The 21,875-nt window shown below is 46.2% G+C and carries 19 protein-coding genes; 17 read left to right on the forward strand and 2 right to left on the reverse strand.

What is annotated here, in order from left to right; all coding sequences use genetic code 11:
- Window position 1: 1 nt before the first annotated feature.
- From B0680_RS02595 to B0680_RS02645, 11 genes are all read left to right on the forward strand, one after another.
- Entirely contained in the window at window positions 2-850 is an 849-nt protein-coding gene (locus B0680_RS02595) for a phosphatidate cytidylyltransferase (protein WP_078253481.1), read from the forward strand.
- Window positions 851-890: 40 nt separating this feature from the next.
- Window positions 891-2,150, forward strand: a complete 1,260-nt coding sequence (dxr, locus tag B0680_RS02600) for a 1-deoxy-D-xylulose-5-phosphate reductoisomerase (protein ID WP_078253482.1) — start codon at window positions 891-893, stop codon at window positions 2,148-2,150.
- Complete coding sequence (rseP, locus tag B0680_RS02605) at window positions 2,147-3,538, forward strand: RIP metalloprotease RseP (protein WP_078253483.1); 1,392 nt, start codon at window positions 2,147-2,149, stop codon at window positions 3,536-3,538. The genes dxr and rseP overlap by 4 nt, the downstream gene beginning before the upstream one ends.
- 174 nt (window positions 3,539-3,712) lie before the next feature.
- Window positions 3,713-6,145, forward strand: coding sequence for an outer membrane protein assembly factor BamA (gene bamA, locus B0680_RS02610; protein WP_078253484.1), 2,433 nt, complete (start codon window positions 3,713-3,715; stop codon window positions 6,143-6,145).
- A complete protein-coding gene (gene lpxD, locus B0680_RS02615; RefSeq protein ID WP_078253485.1) occupies window positions 6,145-7,173 on the forward strand; it encodes a UDP-3-O-(3-hydroxymyristoyl)glucosamine N-acyltransferase in 1,029 nt (342 codons plus the stop codon). Before bamA ends, lpxD begins: the two co-directional genes overlap by 1 nt.
- 30 nt (window positions 7,174-7,203) lie before the next feature.
- Window positions 7,204-7,731, forward strand: a complete 528-nt coding sequence (fabZ, locus tag B0680_RS02620; protein WP_078253486.1) for a 3-hydroxyacyl-ACP dehydratase FabZ — start codon at window positions 7,204-7,206, stop codon at window positions 7,729-7,731.
- Between the two features lie 48 nt (window positions 7,732-7,779).
- A complete protein-coding gene (lpxA, locus tag B0680_RS02625) occupies window positions 7,780-8,553 on the forward strand; it encodes an acyl-ACP--UDP-N-acetylglucosamine O-acyltransferase (RefSeq protein WP_078253487.1) in 774 nt (257 codons plus the stop codon).
- Window positions 8,554-8,835: 282 nt separating this feature from the next.
- Window positions 8,836-10,323: a sodium-dependent transporter gene (locus B0680_RS02630; RefSeq protein WP_078253488.1), complete on the forward strand. Its 1,488-nt coding sequence runs from the start codon at window positions 8,836-8,838 to the stop codon at window positions 10,321-10,323.
- 9 nt (window positions 10,324-10,332) lie between these two features.
- Window positions 10,333-10,461, forward strand: coding sequence for a methionine/alanine import family NSS transporter small subunit (locus tag B0680_RS02635; RefSeq protein ID WP_078253489.1), 129 nt, complete (start codon window positions 10,333-10,335; stop codon window positions 10,459-10,461).
- A gap of 226 nt (window positions 10,462-10,687) precedes the next feature.
- Entirely contained in the window at window positions 10,688-12,214 is a 1,527-nt protein-coding gene (locus tag B0680_RS02640) for an acetyl-CoA hydrolase/transferase family protein (protein ID WP_078253490.1), read from the forward strand.
- 194 nt (window positions 12,215-12,408) lie between these two features.
- On the forward strand, window positions 12,409-12,867 hold the full coding sequence (locus B0680_RS02645) for a hypothetical protein (RefSeq protein ID WP_078253491.1): 459 nt from the start codon (window positions 12,409-12,411) through the stop codon (window positions 12,865-12,867).
- 186 nt (window positions 12,868-13,053) lie between these two features.
- Here B0680_RS02645 and B0680_RS02650 read toward each other — a convergent pair whose 3' ends face one another.
- Window positions 13,054-14,331 (reverse strand): O-acetylhomoserine aminocarboxypropyltransferase/cysteine synthase family protein, encoded by a 1,278-nt coding sequence (locus tag B0680_RS02650; protein ID WP_078253492.1) that lies wholly within the window; start codon window positions 14,329-14,331, stop codon window positions 13,054-13,056.
- 270 nt (window positions 14,332-14,601) lie between these two features.
- Here B0680_RS02650 and argC point away from each other — a divergent pair, with 270 nt between their 5' ends.
- A complete protein-coding gene (gene argC / locus B0680_RS02655) occupies window positions 14,602-15,675 on the forward strand; it encodes an N-acetyl-gamma-glutamyl-phosphate reductase (protein ID WP_078253554.1) in 1,074 nt (357 codons plus the stop codon).
- A 97-nt stretch (window positions 15,676-15,772) separates the two neighbouring features.
- Here the strand turns inward: argC and B0680_RS02660 are convergent, their stop codons facing one another.
- Complete coding sequence (locus tag B0680_RS02660; RefSeq protein ID WP_078253493.1) at window positions 15,773-16,396, reverse strand: SH3 domain-containing protein; 624 nt, start codon at window positions 16,394-16,396, stop codon at window positions 15,773-15,775.
- A 284-nt stretch (window positions 16,397-16,680) separates the two neighbouring features.
- Here B0680_RS02660 and B0680_RS02665 point away from each other — a divergent pair, with 284 nt between their 5' ends.
- The 5 genes from B0680_RS02665 (at window position 16,681) to ndhC (ending at window position 21,758) form a co-directional block, all read left to right on the forward strand.
- Window positions 16,681-18,831, forward strand: coding sequence for a heavy metal translocating P-type ATPase (locus B0680_RS02665; RefSeq protein ID WP_078253494.1), 2,151 nt, complete (start codon window positions 16,681-16,683; stop codon window positions 18,829-18,831).
- 244 nt (window positions 18,832-19,075) lie between these two features.
- Entirely contained in the window at window positions 19,076-19,750 is a 675-nt protein-coding gene (lolA, locus tag B0680_RS02670) for an outer membrane lipoprotein chaperone LolA (RefSeq protein WP_078253495.1), read from the forward strand.
- An 84-nt stretch (window positions 19,751-19,834) separates the two neighbouring features.
- Entirely contained in the window at window positions 19,835-20,638 is an 804-nt protein-coding gene (locus tag B0680_RS02675; protein ID WP_078253496.1) for a DUF305 domain-containing protein, read from the forward strand.
- Window positions 20,639-20,754: 116 nt separating this feature from the next.
- The gene (locus tag B0680_RS02680; protein WP_078253497.1) at window positions 20,755-20,973 is read left to right on the forward strand and encodes a heavy-metal-associated domain-containing protein; all 219 of its coding nucleotides are present in this window, start codon (window positions 20,755-20,757) and stop codon (window positions 20,971-20,973) included.
- A 185-nt stretch (window positions 20,974-21,158) separates the two neighbouring features.
- Complete coding sequence (gene ndhC / locus B0680_RS02685) at window positions 21,159-21,758, forward strand: NADH-quinone oxidoreductase subunit A (RefSeq protein WP_078253498.1); 600 nt, start codon at window positions 21,159-21,161, stop codon at window positions 21,756-21,758.
- The last annotated feature ends 117 nt before the right edge of the window (window positions 21,759-21,875 follow it).

The raw sequence follows: 21,875 nt of genomic DNA on the forward strand, positions 1-21,875 counted from the left end.
TATGTGGCAACGAATTAAAACCGCAATTGTATTGGTGATTATTGTTGGCTTTGCACTGTTTGCAAGTTCGATGCCGATTTTTGTTGTGCCACTACTTGCCATCGGTGTGCTGATCGCAGCCCATGAATGGACTAAGCTCATGCCAAAGGTTAAGTACCCAGCGCGCTTTGTCTTGGCGGTGCTACTTTTGACGATGATTGCCATCTTTGTGCCGTGGACTTGGGCGTTTTGGTGGGCGGCGTCGATTGCGATTTGGGCGATGGCGACTGCGTGGGTGCTACAATATCCTGCTAAGGAAAAATGGTACGGCAAGCGACTGGCATATATGGGCGTGGTGATTTTGACTGCTGCCATCACGGCTATGTATGGACTGTGGCAGATGTCACCGTGGTGGCTGATGTATGTGTTTTTGCTTGTGTGGTGTGCTGATAGTGGGGCGTATTTTGTCGGTCGTAAATTGGGCAAACGCAAGCTTGCGCCGAATGTCTCACCAAACAAAAGTATCGAAGGTCTGATTGGTGGACTTGCGACTGCAGGTGTGGTTGCTATCATTGTCGGTAATTATCTACAGCTATCAGGCACGGCATTATTCTTATTTCTAATCCTATCTGCCATCACGGTGGCGGCAAGTGTCTTGGGCGATCTGTTTGAATCCATGCTCAAACGCCGTGCCGGTATCAAGGACTCTGGCAGTATCCTACCGGGTCATGGTGGCGTGCTTGATCGCATTGATTCGCTATTGTCGGCGACACCGATTTTTGCGTTTGGCTTTTGGATCTTGCTTAAGCTTGGTGTATTTACCGAAGTGTGGGTTAAGATGCACTTTGCCGCCATGCGGATTCCTTTTTAATCCTTGATTTTATTGATATTTATAAAGATTTGACACACTGATGAACACTCACAGCAAATTTACCGTACAACGCTTAGCCATCCTAGGTGCGACAGGCTCAATCGGTGATAGTACGTTGGCGCTGGTTCGCCAGCATCCTGATCGCTATCGCATCCATGCCTTATCAGGCTATGGGCGAGTGGATAAGCTGTTTGAGTTGGCGTGTGAATTTCGTCCTGTGAGAGTCTGTACATCACTGGATAATCAGCAGATTTTACAAGATAAATTACACAGTGCAAATCTTGACATCGAAGTGCTGGCAGGCGATGATGGGCTGATTGCTTTGGCGAGTGATCCTGCGGTGGATACGGTGGTGGCGGCCATTGTGGGTGCGGCGGGGTTGTCATCGACTTTGGCGGCTGCCAAAGCGGGCAAACGAATTTTACTTGCCAATAAAGAATCGCTCGTGATGGCAGGCGAGCTTGTGATGAATACCGCTCGTCAGCACGGGGCGGTGATTTTGCCGATTGATTCTGAGCATAATGCGATTTTTCAGTGCCTACCACAATCAGTACAAGCGGATAATACCGCCATTCATGACGGTCGGCATGGTATCAGACAGCTGTGGCTGACGGCATCAGGTGGGGGATTTTTGTACAAATCGATTGAACAAATGCAAAATGCCAGTGTCGCCGATGCCATCACTCATCCTAACTGGTCAATGGGTCAAAAAATCTCTATCGATTCGGCGACGATGATGAATAAGGGGCTTGAGCTGATTGAAGCGTGTCATTTGTTCAATCTGCCCGAGTCTCGTATCAGCGTCGTGATTCATCCAAATAGCGTGGTGCATTCGCTTGTTGAATATGTCGATGGCAGTTTTTTGGCGCAGCTTGGCAGTCCAGATATGAAAACGCCGATTGCTCATGCGCTTGCTTATCCTGAGCGGATAGATGCAGGGGTGAGCCGACTGGATTTGTACCAATTGGCGGATTTGAAATTTTTAGCGCCTGATTTGGATAAATTTGCCTGTCTTAAGCTTGCTCGCATGGCGGCACAGCGTGGCACGGGGGCGTGTATTACGCTCAATGCTGCCAATGAAGTGGCGGTGGCGGCATTTTTGGCAGGGCAGATTCGCTTGACCGACATTGCCAAGATTGTCGAAGCGTGTCTGATGGATGATGCGCTGATTGCTGATTTTGATCAACAATTTGCTGACGAAGCACAGGGCTTGGCACGGATTTTGGCAATGGATGATAAGGTACGCCAAGTCGCCAAAGCCAAGCTTGAGACGCTCATGCAGACGGTGGCGGACGCATGAATGCGCTGTATATGATATTGGCAGCCATCTGTGTGCTTGGGCCACTGGTGGCATTGCATGAGTTTGGACATTATATCGTCGCTCGTCTGTGCGGGGTCAAGGTGCTGACTTATTCGATTGGTTTTGGACCACGATTATTCGGCTGGACAAGTCGCCGTTCGGGGATTGAGTATCAAATCGCTGCCATTCCCTTAGGTGGCTATGTCAAGATGCTCGATGAGCGTGCCGAGCCTGTACCTGATGCGCTCAAATCAGTGGCGTTCAATACCCAGCATCCCCTAAAGAAAATCGCCATCGTCGCAGCCGGGCCTGTGATGAATTTTATCATTGCCATTGTACTGTTTTGGGTGCTGTTCTTATTCCCAAGTGAACAGCTTTTGACCAAAATCGGCCGTATCATCCCCGAGTCGCCTGCTGCGCACAGTGCGCTGATTGTTGGCGATCGGATTGTCAGTATTGATGGCAAGGCGGTGGATACATGGCAACAGACCGCCTATGCACTGGCTGATAAGATGGGCGAGAGCACGAATATCACTGTGGGCATCGATCGTGATGGACAGCACTTGAGTGCTGATGTGACGGTCAAGAACTTTATGCAAAGTGGCATGATACAAGGTGATACGGCGGATAATAGCCAAAAAGATCCGCTGACGAGTCTTGGGGTGATGCCGTATCAGCCTGTCATTGAACCTGTGGTGGGTGAGATGGTGGCAGATGGTGCAGGTGCGCTGATGGGGCTCAAGGTCAATGATCGATTTGTCGCCATCAATGGCACAGCGGTCAATGACTGGCAGTCAGTTGCCGAGCAGATTCGTAAGCATCCTGAAATCATGCTAAACGCCACCATCGTGCGTGATGGTCAGGAGCAGTCCATTAGGCTGGTGCCTCGTGGTGTCAAGACTCGTGATGGTGTCATCGGTCAGCTTGGTATCAAGCCAAAAATCGACAGCGAGACACTGATACCGCCCGAATATCGCACGACCATCCATTATACACCGATGCAAGCACTACAAAAGTCCTTGACCAAGACTTATGATTTGTCAGTGATGACCGTCAATTCAATCGCCAAGATGATTACAGGGATGATTGGGCTTGAGAATCTATCAGGGCCGATTACCATCGCTGAAGTGTCCAAGACCAGCTTTGAAATCGGTTGGCAACAGGTGCTATCAACAGCGGCGCTGATTAGCCTAAGTCTTGCTGTGCTCAATTTATTGCCGATTCCGATGCTTGATGGCGGTCATTTGTTGTTTTATTTTTATGAGCTGATTCGTGGCAAAGCGGTTGCCGAATCGGTGCAGGCGATGGCATTTCGTGTGGGTGCGATATTGCTTTTATGTTTCATGGTGCTAGCGATTAGTAACGACATCATGCGTATTTTTGGCTAAATCCTGCTTTTGTGCTAAAGTATGTGAAATTTTCACCCAAATTGCGTTTTTATACTTGCCAAAATCTCATTTTTGGCTTACCTTTAGCAGGATGAATATGTGGCATGAGTGGATTTTTGTATCAAATTGTGCCAAATTAAACAGATAAATTTAAAATTAAGTTTGGATAGACTTATGCGTATTTCAACTTTTCAAGGTTTTAAGGCGACAGCCATTGCATTGGCGGTAACGATGGCGATGAGCACAGCTCATGCAGAGTTTGTTGCCAATGATATTGCCATTTCAGGGTTACAACGTGTGACCATTGAGAGCCTACAGACGGCATTGCCGATTCGTCTGGGTCAGACGGTCAGCGATGAACAGCTTGCCGAGAGTATCCGTGCACTGTATGCCACAGGTAATTTTTCGGATGTGCAAGCCGATGTCAATGGCGACCGTGTGGTGTTCAAGGTGGTTGAGCGTCCAACCATTGCCGAGCTGAATTTTGAAGGTAATCGTCTGATTCCAAAAGATGCACTTGAGCAAGGGCTCAAATCTAGTGGTCTGGTTAAAGGTGGCGTGCTTAAGCAATCAACCGTCCATGCCATCGAAAGTGAGCTGACCAGCCAATACGCCACACAAGGCTATTATAATGCGGACATCACGGTCAAACAAACCGAGCTTGATGGCAACCGTGTCAAGCTTGACATTGAGTTTGCCGAAGGTAAGCGTGCTCGTGTGGTGGATATCAATGTGATTGGTAATAATCACTTTAGCGATGAAGATTTGCGACATGAATTTGTGGTCAAAGATGGCTCAATCAACCCGCTATCTCGTGCCGACCGCTATACCCAAGAAAAATTGGCAGCCAGTATCGAAAAATTGCGTGCCAAATATCTAAATGCAGGCTTTGTGAAATTCAGCGTTGATGATGCGACATTAAATATCGATGAAGAAAAACAAAAAGTCTTTATCGAAGTGGCTGTCACCGAAGGCGAGCAGTATCAATTTGGCAAAGCCAGCTTTGCAGGTGATGTGACCTATCCAATGGATGAGCTAAATAAGCTAGTCGCCTTTAAAGAAGGTGAAACCTATTCACAAGCCAAAATGGACGAAACCAGTAGCGCTGTTGCTAACAAATTCGGTGATGACGGCTATTATTATGCCCAAATCCGCCCAATCAGCCGTATCAACGAAACCACTCGTACGGTAGATATCGAGTACTATGTTGACCCTGTGCGTCCTGTTTATGTACGCCGTATCAATTTTAGTGGCAACCACAAGACCAAAGATGAAGTGCTACGCCGTGAGATGCGTCAGCTTGAAGGGGCGTTGGCATCGAACCAAAAAATTCAGCTGTCTCGTGCACGCCTAATGCGTACCGGATTTTTTAAGAATGTCGTGGTTGATACACAGCCAGTACCAAATTCACCAGACCAAATTGATGTGAATTTTGTTGTCGAAGAACAGCCATCAGGCTCATCAACCATCGCCGCAGGTTATTCTCAAAGTGGTGGTATGACCTTCCAATTTGATGTGTCGCAAAACAACTTTATGGGTACGGGTAATCGTGTCGCCGCAGGTTTTTCACGTTCTGAGACGCGTGACTCATACAGCCTGAGCATGACCGACCCCTATTTCACCATCAATGGCGTATCACAAACCATCGGCGCATATTATCGCAAAACCAAATACGATGCCAAAAACCTAAGCAACTATGTACTTGACTCATACGGTGGTAACCTAACCTATGGTTATCCAATTGATGAAAATCAGCGCATCAGTGGTGGTCTTAATCTTGACAGCGTGACTGTTCGTGGTGGTGCGGGCATGGGTTTGAGCAACGTGGCAAGCCTGATTGCAGATGGCGGCACTGCAACCATTGACTCACACGCTTCGTTCGAAAATAAATATAACACTTATAATGCTTTGTTGGGCTGGAGCTATTCAAGTCTTGATCGCCCTGTATTTCCAACAGAGGGTCAAAGCCATAACGTTGATTTGACCTTAGGCTTTGGTGATAAAACCTATCAAAAACTGGTTTATACCGGCAACTATTATCAGCCACTTTACAAAGGCTCAATCTTGCGTGGTTATGCGAAGCTCGGCTATGGTAATAATTTGCCATTTTATGAAAACTTCTATGCCGGTGGCTATGGCTCGGTACGTGGTTATGATCAATCAAGCTTAGGCCCACGTTCTCAGGCATTTGCTCATGTTGCACAAGGTAAGCGAACCGTAGTAGGTGAAGTGGTTGGCGGTAATGCAATAGCAACTTTTGGCGCTGAACTGATTTTACCATTGCCATTTAAAGGGGATTGGACAAGCCAAGTGCGTCCGGTGCTATTTGCCGAAGGTGGTCAAGTATTTGACACAACATCCCTTAAAGATCAATATATTGATGTTAGAAGTTTAAGTTCAACTTTAGCAAATTCAGGAACTTTAACGGATGCAAACTCAGTTGTAAAAGCCATTGAAGCTGATAATGACTTGCGCTACAGTGTTGGTGCTGGGATTACTTGGTATACAGCAATTGGCCCATTGTCGCTAAGCTATGCCAAACCGCTGGGTAGCAAAGAAGGTGACCAAACAGATAACGTACAATTCCAAATTGGCAGCGTCTTTTAATGATTGCATTATCTAAACTGATTGCTGCGATTGGTTGCCGTCAGCCTATCTTGAATCAAGATGGGCTTGACGGTTTTTTGATGGCCGATCCAACATTTGATGGTGTGGCAAGTCTGAAACTGGCCACACAGCATCAGGTGGCGTTTATTGCACAGGCGAAGTATCTGGATGAGCTTTCGCATACCAACGCAGGCGTAGTGCTGATTTCCCAAAAATTTGCCGATGATGCCCAGGCTTGCCTAAGCCCAAACACCATACCTATCATCGTCAAAGATGCGTATTTGGCATATGCCTGTATCAGTACATTATTTGCACCACAAACCACGCCTACTATTCACCCAACAGCAGTGATTGCACCATCAGCACAGCTAGGCGAGCAGGTGAGTATTGGTGCTTATGCGGTGATTGGTGAGCGTGCACAAGTGGCAGATGGTGTGGTTATCGGTGCGCATTGTGTGATTGGTGATGATGTCAGTATTGGCAAAGATAGCGTGCTTGAGCCACACGTGAGCGTTGCTCATGATTGCCATCTGGGTGAGTGTGTGCGTGTGCATAGTCATGCCAGTATCGGTTCAGAAGGCTTTGGCTTTGCACCAATGATGGGTGCAAGTGGTGTTGAATGGCAACGTATCGCACAGCTTGGGCGTGTGATGATTGGTAATCATGTACGCATTGGCAGTAATACCTGTATTGATCGTGGTGCGGTTGATGATACTATCATTGGCGATCATGTCATCATCGATAACTTGGTGCAAATTGCGCACAATGTACGTATCGGTAGCGGAACAGCGATGGCCGCAAAAGTCGCCATCGCAGGCAGCACCACCATCGGCAAAAACTGCATCATCGGTGGTGCAACAGGTATCGCAGGTCATCTGAGTATTGCCGATGGCGTCACCATCACAGCGATGACGATGGTCATCAGCGATATCAGCGAATCAGGTACATATTCATCAGGTACGGTTGCTATGCCACAAGCCAAATGGCGTCGTGCTGCCGTGCGTTTTCGCCAATTGGGTGAAAAATAATCTTATTAAAACATCAACTAGGAAGAATCTATGTCAGTTGCACTTATTGATCACGAATTACTTAGCCAAGCAGACATCGACGCATTGAGCGAGCGTGGTGTGACTTTGCCACTCAAATACGACCAAATCAAGCACTATTTGCCACATCGTTATCCGTTTATGCTGATTGACCGTGTGACTGCTTGCCGTCCTGATGAGTGGATTACAGGCTATAAGAACATCAGCATCAACGAAGAGTTGTTCAATGGTCATTTCCCTGACAATCCAATCATGCCGGGCGTATTGATGGTTGAGGCGATGGCACAGCTATCGGGTATTTTGGGCTTTATCAGTGCAGGTCAGACGTCTGAAAGTGGCTATTTGTACCTGTTCGCTGGTGTGGATAAGGTGCGTTTCAAAAAGCTGGTTACACCTGGTGATCAATTGGTGATTCGCTCAAAAGCGATTATGAACAAGCGTGATATTTATAAATTTGAATGTACAGCGCACGTTGATGGTCAGCTTGCGTGTAGTGCTGAGATTATGATTGCTCGTCAAAAGGTAGATGGTATTTCTTAACTTATTGATTATCAAAGAAATTACATCGAATACTATTTGAGGGAATTTATGTCTATTCATCCAACAGCAATCATTGACCCAACAGCAATCATTCACGAGACAGCGCAAATTGGGCCATATTGCATCATCGGCAAAAATGCCAAAATCGGTGCACATACCGTATTACGCCGTCATGTCATCATTGGCGAAAATACCACCATTGGCGAGCATAATGATATTTATCAATTTGCAAGCGTTGGCGAGAATCCGCAGGATCTCAAATACGCAGGCGAAGAAACATTTCTAGAAGTCGGTGATTATAACCGTATCCGTGAATCTTGTACCATTCATCGTGGCACGGCGCAGGCAGGCGGCTTGACCAAGATTGGTAGTCACAATCTATTCATGGTCAATGTGCATATTGCGCATGACTGCATGATTGGTGATTATAATGTGCTGGCTAATAATGTCGGCGTGGCAGGACATAGCCATATCGGTAACTATGTCATCATCGGTGGTCAGTCGGGCATCCATCAGTTCTGCCGTATTGATGACTACAGCATGATCGGCGGTGCTAGCCTAATCCTAAAAGATGTCGCAGCGTTTGTTACCGTCTCGGGTAATCCTGCCAAGACACATGGTCTGAACAAAGAAGGTATGCGCCGCAAAGGGTGGTCAGCTGAGACCATCAAGGCGATCGATCAGGCGTATCGTGTGGTGTTCCGCTCGGGACTACTGCGTGATGAGGCGGTGGCACAGCTTGAGGCGATGGTTGCAGACGAGCCAAAAATTCAGCTACTAATCAATTCAATCAAAAACAGCGAGCGTGGTTTGATACGCTAATTGCATACTGTGCCTGTATTAATTTTATCAAAGTCCATAATTGTAAATATTATGGGCTTTTTTTACATTAAAAAATTGACTTTTTATGTTTCTTAATTCAAACTATTATTCTAGGTTTTGTAAACCCAGTGATTTATAAACATTTTTTATATTTATAAAAACTTAATGGAATAAATCAAGGGTCTAAAACACTAAGACAATAGGGCGTCGCATTTCTTGGAGGAATACAAGAAACGAACGCAGGATGTGTATTTGCACGATTTGAATTAACTTGGAGGGCTTATGTCGGCACAACGTGAAAGTTGGTCAGCACGCTCTGGCTTTATTATGGCGGCCATTGGTTCGGCTGTCGGTTTGGGCAACATTTGGCGTTTCCCGTATGTATCATACGAGAACGGCGGTGGTGCTTTCTTTATTCCTTATTTGATTGCATTGGCAACGGCGGGTTTCCCGTTGCTATTCTTGGATTATGTGGTTGGTCAACGTTACAAAGGTGCGCCACCGACAGCCTATCGCCGTATGGTCAAATCAGCTGAAGGTATCGGCTGGTGGCAAGTGGCGGTTTGTACCATTATCGGTATCTACTATGCGTCAGTACTGAGCTGGGCAGGTAGCTATACTTTGTTTGCCTTTGATCAAAGCTGGGGTGAGGATACCGAAGGTTTCTTCTTTAACACCTATCTACAAAACGCCAGCGAGATGACGCTGAGCTACTCATCTGAGCTATTGATTGGCTTGGTGGTGGTATGGGCGATTGTCCTGTTCATCATGTACGGCGGTATCAAAAAAGGCGTTGAGCTATCGAACAAAATCTTCATTCCGCTACTTGTGGTGATGTTTGCGATTTTGGTTGGCCGTGCGGTGACATTGCCAGGTGCGACTTTGGGTCTGGACACTTTCTTTGCCCCAAACTGGGAGAAAATGGCTGATCCAAAAGTGTGGCTCGCCGCTTATGGCCATGTATTTTTCTCAATGTCGATCGGCTTTGGTATTATGGTGACCTATGCCTCATACCTAAAGCGCAATGCTAACTTGACAGGTTCTGGTTTGGTGGTTGGTTTTGCCAACTCAAGCTTTGAGCTATTGGCAGGTATTGGCATTTTCTCAGTGCTTGGCTTTATGGCGCAGGCATCGGGTGTACCAGTTGCCGATGTGGTCAAAGGCGGTATCGGTCTTGCGTTTATCGCATTCCCAAAAATCATCTCAACCATGGGTGATGCAGGCTACATCGTTGGCATCTTATTCTTTGCGTCATTGACCGTAGCAGGTATCACATCGATGGTATCGATCCTACAAGTGCCAATCTCAGCGGTTCAAGACAAATTCGGCTGGTCAAAAAACAAGTCAGTGACTATCGTTGGTCTAGGCTCTGCGATCATCTCAATTGCTATGTTCGGCACCAAAAACGCCATCACCTTTGTTGACATCATCGATAACTTTGCCAACAACATCGGCATCGTGCTAGGTGCGATCTTGTCAATCATCTGGGTAACCTGGCTAAACCGTGGTCTACTGCCTAAGCTTATCAACCACATCAATGCCATCTCAAGCGTAAAAGTCGGCTTTGTGTGGACATTTATGCTGACTGTGGTGACACCACTGGTGCTGATCGTTACACTAGCATTGTCATTGCAATCACTGTTCAAAGAAGGCTATGGCAGCTATCCAACTGATGTGCTGTTTACTTATGGTTGGAGCGTGGTGATTATCTGTGCGATTGTCGCTTTGCTATTGCCAAACATCAAAGGACATAAGTCTCACGAAGAATAAGGAGTGATTATGGGTACGACAGCATTAATCGTCATGTTAGTTGCGATGATTGCGATTTGGGGTGGATTGATTTTATCATCCGTCCATCTGATCAAGCATCCTGACATTGATATGGATAAAGTCCCTGCAGATCATTAATCTGATGATTTGCCAAAAACACGCCAAGCACTCGTTTGGCGTGTTTTGTTATGTGTAATAACATAAATTGTATAGATGAAATTTGATAAAAATACCAAAAAATAGAACACTGACTATTTATTTCACTGTCATCTAGTGGTAAAATCAAGCTAATTTACAAGTGTAAATTCATTTGCGATGTAAAAAACCGCATTGCTGGAATAACATAACTTAAGAGGATAAAACTATGTCTATCGATCGTATTCGCCACGCAGGTCTGCGTGACAAAGTGATGAGCGCTGAGCAAGCTGCTGAGTTCGTCCAAAATGGCATGAACCTTGCCATCACAGGCTTTACAGGTGCAGGCTACCCAAAAGCACTACCAACTGCAATTGCGAACAAAGCCAAAGCAGCACATGAGCGTGGCGAGCAGTTCAGCATCGGTATGGTGACAGGTGCATCAACTGCTCCTGAGTGTGATGGCGTACTAGCCGAAGCCAATGCGGTACATTTCCGCTCACCATTCCAATCAGATCCAACACTTCGTAACAGCATCAACGCAGGCCGTACTGCTTATCAAGATATGCACCTATCGCACGTTGAGCAACAAATGCGTCAAGGTTTCTACGGTCAGTTTGACATCGCGATCATCGAAGCATCAGGCATCACCGAAGAAGGTCATATCATCCCTGCAATGGGTATCGGTCATGCGGTTGAAGCCATCAAATGTGCTAAGCATGTCATCATCGAAGTCAACGCTGCCCAAAATGCTGGCCTAGAAGGTATGCATGATGTCTATGGCGAAGTCGGTCTGCCACCACATCGTAAGCCAATCCCATTGGTTGGTGCATTTGACCGTATTGGTACGCCATATATCGAGTGCGCTGCTGACAAAGTAATCGCTATCGTATTGACCAATGGCGGTGACCGTAACTCAAAATTCGCCGACCCTGATGATGTCTCAATGCGTATCGCAGCACAAATCATCGATTTCCTTGATCATGAAGTCAAGGCAGGTCGCCTACCAAAGAGCCTATTGCCACTACAATCAGGTGTGGGTAACGTCGCCAACGCTGTGATGGCGGGTCTATTGGATGCGCCATTTGAAGATCTAACCGGCTACACCGAAGTACTACAAGATGGTATGTTGGATCTAATCTTGGCAGGCAAGATGAAGCACGCTTCGGCGACTGCATTGTCATTTAGCCCAGATGCGCTACAACGCTTCAATGACAACATTGAGTTCTTGCGTGATAAGCTAATCCTACGCCCAATGGAAATCAGCAACAACCCAGAAATCATCCGCCGTCTAGGTATCATCGGTATGAATGCAATGATCGAAGCGGACATCTATGGTAATGTGAACTCAACGCATGTCATGGGTACTAAGATGATGAACGGTATCGGTGGCTCAGGCGACTTTACCCGTAACGGCTTCTTCTCGTTCTATGTCAGCCCATCAACTGCCAAAGGCGGTGCAATCTCATCAATCGTACCAATGGTCAGCCACCACGACCACACTGAGCATGATGTGATGTTCATCGTGACCGAACAAGGTATGGCAGACTTGCGTGGTAAGTCACCAAAACAGCGTGCTAAGCTAATCATCGAGAACTGCTCACACCCTGACTATCGTGATATGCTGCGTGACTACTATGATCGCGCTTTGGCAGTGAGTGAGAAAGCAGGCGGCATCCACACGCCACACATCTTGCTTGAAGCACTATCATGGCACCAACGCTTCGTTGAAACTGGTGATATGCGTATCAAATAATCAATTTGATGGCTCAAGCCAAAACCGCTCGATTGTTCGGGCGGTTTTTTTGTTGACTGATGAACTGTCTAGTACTGATTGTAACCTTGAGTAATTAATAAAAAAACTAGTTGTATGAATATCACTTGTATTTCTTTTAATAACTTATTAAAATAAAATTATCTTTTATAATTGGTTCTGGTTTTGGAGATATTATGAAAATTCTCAAATATGCGATGATTTTTGGTGCTTTGGTTTTAACGACAAATTCAGCATTTGCAGCTACTAAGCCTATTCCGAAAGCAATGCAAGGTAAGTGGGTGGGATATTGGAGTGAAACCTTAACTCAAAAGCAAATCAGGCAGTTATGCATCCATGGCGAAGGAATAGGTGAGTCGGGTTCGCCCGAGGATAATGGTATTTGGATCATAACCCTAAAGAATCGTTCAATTGATGTGGGTGCACCAGCTAGTGGCGGTGTGTATAAGCCAATTCGTTACTCCAAATATTCAGCTACCAGTTTTCGGGCTATTTTTAAAACTGAAATGTGGTCTGAAGGTAATCTATATCATGAAACTGAGGATGCTAGCTTTACAGTTGTTAAAAATAAATTGTATTTTAAGCGTTATGAGAATGGTTCAACTTATACAAATATGTTGTATAGATGCCCTTAATGGGACATACTTACCAACAAAATTACAAACCTAGTTTATAAAGGCGATTGTTTGTCTTATCGGATAAGTTTGTAGCTATCTAAGCACTAATCACAACCGCTCGAATTGTTCGGGCGGTTTTTTTGTGCTACAAAAAACAGAGCAAGTGGATTGCTTGCCCTGTCTGTGCTGCTTAAGTTTTAAGATTTACACTTTTTCAAGTGCTTGTGTCAAATCAGCAATCAAATCATCAATATGCTCAATGCCCACTGACAGACGCACCATGTCTTCGCTGACACCAGCGGATTTGAGCTCATCGGCATTGAGCTGACGATGCGTGGTGGTCGCAGGATGGCAAGCAAGGCTTTTGGCATCGCCGATATTAACGAGACGGGTGAATAATTGCAAGGCATCAATAAAGCGTGTGCCACCATCACGACCATCTTTGACCCCAAAGGATAAGATACCTGATGGTTTACCGCCAAGATACTTGGCCGCTAGCTCATGCTGTGGATGGCTTGGCAGTCCTGCATAATTGACCCAGTTTACCTTGGGATGATTTTGTAAAAATTCAGCCACCTTTTGGGCGTTATAGGTGTGTCGCTCCATGCGTAGGTTTAAGGTTTCTAAGCCTTGCAAAATCAAAAACGCATTCATCGGGCTAATCGCCGCCCCTGTATTACGAAGTGGCACGACACGAGCACGAGCGATATAGGCAGCTTCGCCTAAGGCTTCAACATAATTGACACCGTGATAGCTTGGGTCAGGGGTGTTCAAGGATTTGAAGCGTTCTGGATAATCGCCCCAAGGAAATTTGCCACTATCCACAATAATACCGCCAATGCTGGTACCATGACCGCCGATATACTTGGTCAAAGAATGCACCACAATATCCGCCCCATGCTCAAAGGGCTTGAGTAGGGCAGGCGTGGCAACCGTATTATCCACGATGACAGGCACGCCAAATTCATGAGCGATGGCACTCACCGCCTGTAAATCAATGATATTGCCCAATGGATTGCCGATGGATTCTACAAAGACTAGCTTAGTTTTGTCATCAATCTTGTGGCGTAGCTCATCAGGATTGTTGCCATCAAAGAATTTAACTTCAATGCCTTGTTTTGGCAAGGTGTGGGCAAATAGATTGTAAGTGCCGCCATACAGCTGAGAGACTGAGACGATATTGTCACCTGCTTCGGCGATGGTCTGAATGGCATAAGTAATCGCCGCCATGCCTGATGCCAATGCCAAGCCACCAATACCGCCTTCAAGTGCCGCCACTCGTGCTTCTAGCACGGCGGTGGTGGGGTTCATGATGCGGGTATAGATATTGCCCTGTACCTTTAAATCAAACAAATCCGCCCCGTGCTGAGTATCATCAAAGGAATACGAAGTCGTCTGATAAATCGGCACGGCAACGGCTTTGGTGGTCGGTTCTGGGCTGTAGCCTGCGTGAATGGCTAGGGTTTCATCTTTGTAGCTCATGAGTGTTACTCCATAACATTGAATAAATTTTAAGCAATTATAATAAAAATTGCATACATTCTCAATTCAGATTGCGCCACATACTTATGATGAATTTTCATAAACCGCTGGGCTGTTATCAGCAATCTTACCTTTATCAGTCAAATTAAGCTCTAAGTACAGTGATGGAATTTGCTGATGTAGCATGATGAATATCATTGCATTTTGGGTGTCTTTGGGCTAATATGGATGGGTTTATAGGCTTTGATAATAAGGGTAGTAGAGATGACTATGAATGAGAAAATCCGTGTCGGTATCGTCGGCGGTACGGGCTATACAGGGGTTGAGCTGTTGCGTATTTTGAGCCGTCATCCGTCTGTGGTGGTGAAGTTTTTGACTTCTCGCAGTGAAGCAGGCAAGGCGGTGAGTGAGATTTTCCCGAGTCTGCGTGGCGTGTGCAATGTGGCATTTAGCGATATGACCGATGAGACGATGGCGCAGATGGCAGATGGCTGTGATGTGGTGTTTTTTGCGACACCGCATGGCGTGGCGATGGCGCATACGCCCGCACTGGTGGCAAAGGGCGTAAAGGTGATTGATTTGGGCGCAGATTTTCGCTTGCAGTCGCTTGATGACTTTGAGCAGTGGTACGGCATGGCGCATACTTGCACAGATGTGCTCAAAGACAGCGTTTATGGCTTGCCTGAAGTGAGCCGTGATAAGATTGCAGCTGCATCTGTGATTGCCAATCCGGGCTGTTATCCGACGACGGCGATTTTGGGTCTAAAACCTGTGATTGATGCGGAGAATCAAGCAGGGGTAAATCTAGTCGATGGGCGTATCATCATCGATGCCAAATCGGGCATTTCGGGTGCGGGTCGTCAAGGCAAGTTGGGTATCAGCTATGCTGAAACGGCGGATAACTTTAGTGCGTATGGCGTGGCAGGGCATCGCCATAGCCCTGAGATTGCCCAAGGGGTGAATGAGATTTTGTCCGCCAAATTCCCACACAAGCTACGCTTTGTACCGCATCTAGTGCCGATGATTCGTGGGATGTTTAGCACCATTCATGTACCATTGTCTGAGGCAGGCGAGGCGCAGGATTGGCAAAGTGTGTTTGAGGCGTGTTATGCCGATGAGTATTTTGTGGATGTGTTGCCAAAAGGCGCGCTACCTGATACTCGCTCGGTGCGTGCGTCGAACAAACTCCGCATCGCCATCTATCAAGACGGCGATATGCTGACGATTCTGGTGGTGCAGGATAATTTGGTCAAAGGCGCAGCAGGTCAAGCGGTACAAAATATGAATATCCTATGCGGACTACCCGAAACAACGGGGCTTGAGCTAGTGCCTGTCGTACCGTGATAGAAAATATAGCTGATTTATCATGATAAAAAACCACTCATTTGTAGCAGATGAGTGGTTTTTTTGGAGTGGTTATAGAACTGTTGAGGGGTGTTTTTTAGTATAAGTAGGCACTAAATACATAGCCGGTTGAGCCATTTTGAGTGCGCACTTTACACCAAAAACCTTCATCGCCGGCTGAGGCTTCATCTGTACGGGTGGTATAATCACTGGTGCAGCTAAGTTGCTGTACATAAGTACCATCAAACAATTTTGTGGTTTTTTTGGCTGATGCGTCAGGTTGACTACGCATAAATACATAACCATCAGAATTGGTCATGATATAGTGAGTGGGTACAAAATTTACCGGTCTTTCTTGCTTGACTACTTTTACAGTCTGTTGTGGTTGCGGTTGGTCGGCTTGAACAATAATAGTTGTTGGTTGTTGTACGGGCGCGGTTTGAACTTGAGCTGGCTGTTGCACAGGTTGTTGTACAGGCTGTTGCACTGGTTGTTGTGCTTGAGTGGTTGGCTGTGTAGGTGCAGTGGTTACAGGCTGAACAGGTTGTAGCTGTGCATTTGGGTCGGTTGCTACAGGTTGTTGGGCTTGTTGTTGTGGTGCTTGTTGCTGATTTTGATTGATTTCGTCAGCCAATACAGCGCGAGCCATACTCTTGATAATATCACCATCACAGCCAGTTAGTGCCAAACCAAGTGACGCAGCGATTAAAACACGTTTCATAACTACTCCTAAATTATGAGATAAACTATAACCATCATAGAATTTTACCAAATTATTACTGATGTATCAATCAAATTAACACTTTATGAAACTGTTGTGTCATTGATGTGTCGTGCGGTAGCTAGCATCTTGATATTTGGCTTGACATTAACCATAGGTCAAGGTTTATCATAAGGCTTATCATAAAGTTAGACATGATGGCGATGAGCGATTATGCTGATAATTATGAGTTGATTTAACCATAAGTTAATTATGATAAAACTATTAAGAAAAAGAGAATTATCATGCCAATCATTCACCAAAATTTCGCCATCACTGGCATGACCTGCCAAGCGTGTGCCAATCGCATCGAAAAAGTGCTGAATAAAAAACCTGCCATCGAGACGGCGACGGTGAACTTTGCTACAGAGACACTACAAGTCAGCTATGACGATACCAAGACCAGCCAAGATGAGATAGTGGCTTGGGTTGCCAAGACGGGCTTTGGTGCGACGCTTGATAAGCCTATGACGAAGACGCAGATGCCGTGGCAGTTGTGGGTATTGTGGGGCTTAAGCCTGCCGTTTTGGGTGGGGATGATTGGTATGATGGTCGGTAGTCATGCACTGATGATACCTGTGTGGGTGCAGTTTATGCTAGCGACCGTTGTGCAGGTGGCATATGGGGCGAAGTTTTATCAAGGGGCGTGGGCGAGTATTAAGGGCGGGCTTGCCAATATGGATGTACTCGTGGCGATTGGTACGACGGCGATTTGGGCGTATTCGACTTATGTTTGGCTGACTCATCCTGATGCGATGCATGGGGTGTATTTTGAAGCGTCGGTGATGGTGATTGCTTTTGTGCGACTTGGCAAATACCTTGAGCATCGTACCAAGACACAGAGTCTTGATAGTCTTGAGCTATTGACCAAGCTTGTGCCATCGATGGTGTATAAGCAGGCGGGTGATGGCTTTGTGCAGGTGGCGATTGATGAGATTGGGGTGGGTGATGTACTTCTTGCCAATACGGGGGATAAAGTCGCAGTCGATGGCATCGTCATTAGTGGTCAAGCATGGGCAAATGAAGCGCATCTGACGGGCGAGAGCGCACCCGTGCACAAGGCAGTGGGGCAGATGGTCTATGCAGGCAGTGTATTAAGTGATGGCAGTGTGACTTATCAGGCTTGTGCAACTGGCGCACAGACCAAGCTTGGCGATATGATGACGGCGCTGGCAGATGCACAAGGGTCTAAGGCGAATATTGCGCGCTTTGCCGATACGGTGTCGGCGGTCTTTGTGCCTGTGGTGGTGGCGATTGCGCTTTTGACCTTTGGGGTGAATCTGTGGCTTGGCACGGGCTTTGATACGGCATTGATGCGAGCGGTGGCGGTGCTGGTGATTGCTTGCCCGTGTGCTCTAGGACTAGCGACGCCTGCTGCTATCATGGCAGGGATGGGTGTGGCAGCGCGACATGGCGTGTGGTTTCGTGATACACCAAGTCTTGAGATGGCAGGGCGGATTGATACGATTGTCTTTGATAAGACAGGTACGCTCACTACAGGCAAACCAAGCCTGACGATGCTACATCCACTGACAGACCGCTATGACGCACAGATGCTACTGCGACTGATGGCGAGTATTGAACAATATGCTGTGCATCCATTGGCAAGTGCCATTATCCAAGCGGCACAAGCGCAGGGGCTGACGCTTTATAGTGCTGATGCGATCCAAAGTACCACAGGGGCGGGGCTTGTGGGTGAGATTGATGGCATCGGACAAGTGGCTGTCGGTACGCCGAAATTTGTAGGGATGACAGAGCTACCATCTGATCAAATTTGGCTTGATAAATCGTCAGCATCAAGCCTGGTGGCGATGGCGATTGATGGTCTGCCATGTGCCATTGTAGCACTTGATGACACCATCAAGCCTGAAGCATCAGCAATCCTAGCCAAGCTAAATCAAGCAGGTGTCACGACGGTACTGATGAGTGGTGATCGTACTGCCGCTGTCAATAAAGTCGCTACCCTGCTACACATTAGTGATGCACATGGCGAGATGTCACCACGAGATAAGCTATCCGCCGTCGAAACACTGGTCAAGGCAGGTCATCAGGTGGCGATGGTTGGCGATGGGGTTAATGATGCACCAGCGATGGCAGCAGCGCAGGCGAGCTTTGCGGTCGGTGGCGCAACCGATGTAGCACGGCATACGGCATCAGCGACATTGCTTGGTGAGTCATTAAGCCATGTCTATTATGCTTACCATATAGCCAAGCGTACGCTTGATACCATCAAACAAAACTTATTCTTTGCGCTGATTTATAACTGTATCGGCATTGTGCTGGCTGCGATGGGGCTACTTAGCCCTGTGATGGCAGCGGCAGCAATGGCACTAAGTTCAATATCGGTGCTGATGAATGCACTTCGGCTCAAGCGACTGAATTTAATGACAGAATAAATTGTCATATTTTGTTACAAATATCGCTGAAATGGTCAATTATTGCTAAAAATTACAGTAAATGCTCAAAAATTAACCAACTGTGTAACAATTCGGTGTCATCATTAGCATTTTTGCAGTAGATTGCAACATATAAACTTGGCAAAATAAGCCCATGTTCAGCATTGAGACAAAACACGAAGATTTTATGTGCTTTTATCGTGTTTTCAATTTATAATACATTCCATCAATTTGGAGAATAACTATGTCAACCAAAACTTCAACCCTATTTCGTACTGTGGCTCTAAAAGCTGTTTTGGCAAGCACTGTACTTGGCGCAACCGTCGCCCCAATGATGGCAACGACCGCACACGCAGCAGCAGCGAGCCAAGAAGACGCTGCCAAAAACCTAAACCGTCTATTGAGCAACACCAAATCAATGTCGGCAAACTTTAGCCAAATCACCAAATCTAACAAAAAAAGCACCACTTTTAGCGGTACAATGAGCGTCCAACGCCAAAATCAATTCCGCTGGGAAACCAAGTCACCGGCAGAGCAGTTGATTGTCGCCAATGGCAACACGCTTTGGGTGTATGACAAGGACTTGCAACAAGCGACCAAGCAATCAACCGCCAACCAAGTCGGTGATACGCCCGCATTGCTATTGTCAGGCGACCCTGCGCAAATCAGCCGTAGCTTTACAGTTAGCCAACCAAATGCCGAAAAGAACTATTATGTCTTGACGCCAAAATCAGCCAATGCGAATTTCAAAAACTTATCAATCAGCTTTAACGGTGGCCGTCCTGTCATGATGACGCTCAATGACGCCATTGGTCAGACGACAACCATTCGTTTTAGCAATATCACGATGAACAAAAAAATTGCCGCATCGCAATTTAGCTTCACGCCACCAGCTGGTGTTGATGTGATTAATCAATAATTCATCGACACGTTGCGCCCATAAGCCATAAGCAATCAGACTTATGGGTCGCCACCTTTTTTATCAAAAAAATAGGGGGTGTGTATGTTATTTTTTATGAATAAATCGTACCCAGCCAATATCAGCACCAATCAGCGCTCAAGTAATCTGCGACTTACAACACTGGCAATGATGGTGCTTATCATGACTGCCATGACAGCGTGTAGCCAAAATGCACCTGTGCCATCCACAGCAGAGACGCAAGCAAACGCACAAACAAGCACGCAAGCGATGTCAGCTGTGGACACTCAAGCTGATACCAGTGCCGATACGGGCAAGACAGATGCCAAAGTAGCATCAAGTACTGCCAAACCTGCACATATCGAAAAATACCAAGCCATCATCACGCAGACTTATCAGCAGATGACAGATGCTGTCAAGTCCGATGATGTCAACACCGCCTTTGTCAAAAGTATGATTGTGCATCATCAGGGGGCTGTGGCGATGTCGTATGCGCAGTTGAAATTTGGTCAAGATAGCCAGATTCGGGATTTTGCACAAATGGCGATTGATTTGCAACAAGAAGAAATCGCATGGATGAAAGATTGGCTGATTAATCATGCCAACCAACCTGCTACCACCGCCCAATCGGATGAAATGCAAGCAGAGTTGATGAAAAAAACTCAAAGCAATTATCAAGAAATGATTGATGAAGTTGCTGATGACAATCCTGATGCTGCTTATATCAAGGCGATGATTTTGCACCACAAAACCGCCATAAAAATGGCAAATACCGCCATCAAGCACGGTGCCGATGCGGACATCACTGCTTTGGCAGAGCAAATCAAGACAGTGCATAGCCAAGAGATTGAGCAGATGAAAGAATGGCTAAAATCACACAAGCGATGATTGAAATTTTTAAAGCAAATACGCCCAATGGTTAGAAAAAATCATTGGGTTTTTTGTTTAGTTTCTTTGATGAAATATGCTATGATAGACAAGTTTTACTTAAAGGAATTGATGGTATGACAACACTAAATTTGACAATCGATGGTATGACCTGTGGTGGCTGCAGTGCCAGCGTCCAACGAGCTTTGCAGGCATTGGATGGCGTGGCGTTGATGTCGATTAGCCATGAAGATGGTCATGCAGTGGTGAGCTTTGATGACACACGTTTATCAGAGCAACACATCCTTGATGCGATTGAAGAAGCAGGTTTTGATGTGGCGATTGTCGCACAATGATGGCATGATAAGCACGATTTAGTTGTATAAATTGGGCAAATGTCACGAATTATCAGTTTGAGCTATATATACCATAAATGAGCGAAATATATTTTTTGTACAAATTCATTGCCAAAATGATACATGATTGTAAATTGTGGTATAATGGTTAGGTTTTAAGACTTATAAATCACACAGAGGTGATTATGTTAGCCAATTGGTCAGCGATTGCATTTTTGCTAGCCGCCGCAGGGCTTGTGGTATTTATGTTGGTAGTACCACGATTATTGGGTGGTCGTTCATCAGGTTCTCAAAAACAAGAAACCTTCGAAGCGGGTGTTGTGTCAGCAGGTTCGGCACGCATTCGACTGTCTGCCAAGTTCTATTTGGTTGCGATTTTCTTTGTTATTTTCGATTTAGAAGCATTATTTTTGTACGCTTACGCAGTCAGTGTGCGTGAAGTCAATTGGCTTGGCTTTACGGCGGCTGCGATTTTTATTGCCATCTTATTCGTCGGTCTGGTCTATGAGATGCGACTGGGTGCGATGAACTGGGCACCGGCTGATAAGCGTCGCAAAAAACCACGCATCCTATCCAAGCCTGAAAACTTTGATTTGGCTGCCATTACAGCATTCAACGGCATCGATGAGCTACACACTGACCCAACGGGCAAAGTGCCTGCGCAGTCATCAGGTCGCATCAATGTCTCTAACGATATCGAAAAAAACCGTTCACATATGGCAAATATTGACCATATCAACACGACAGGACGCGTCACCACGCACGATTTTCGTCAGGATGACTAAACCACAAAAACGTTACGGCTTTGGCTGTGGCGTTTTTTGCCTTATGCAAATTGCACACATCGCACTGCAAAGGAATGCAAAACGCTTAAGCCAGATTTTATCCAGCAATTCGTCTAT

This window comes from Moraxella pluranimalium (assembly GCF_002014825.1).
Classification (GTDB): Bacteria; Pseudomonadota; Gammaproteobacteria; order Pseudomonadales; family Moraxellaceae; genus Moraxella; species Moraxella pluranimalium.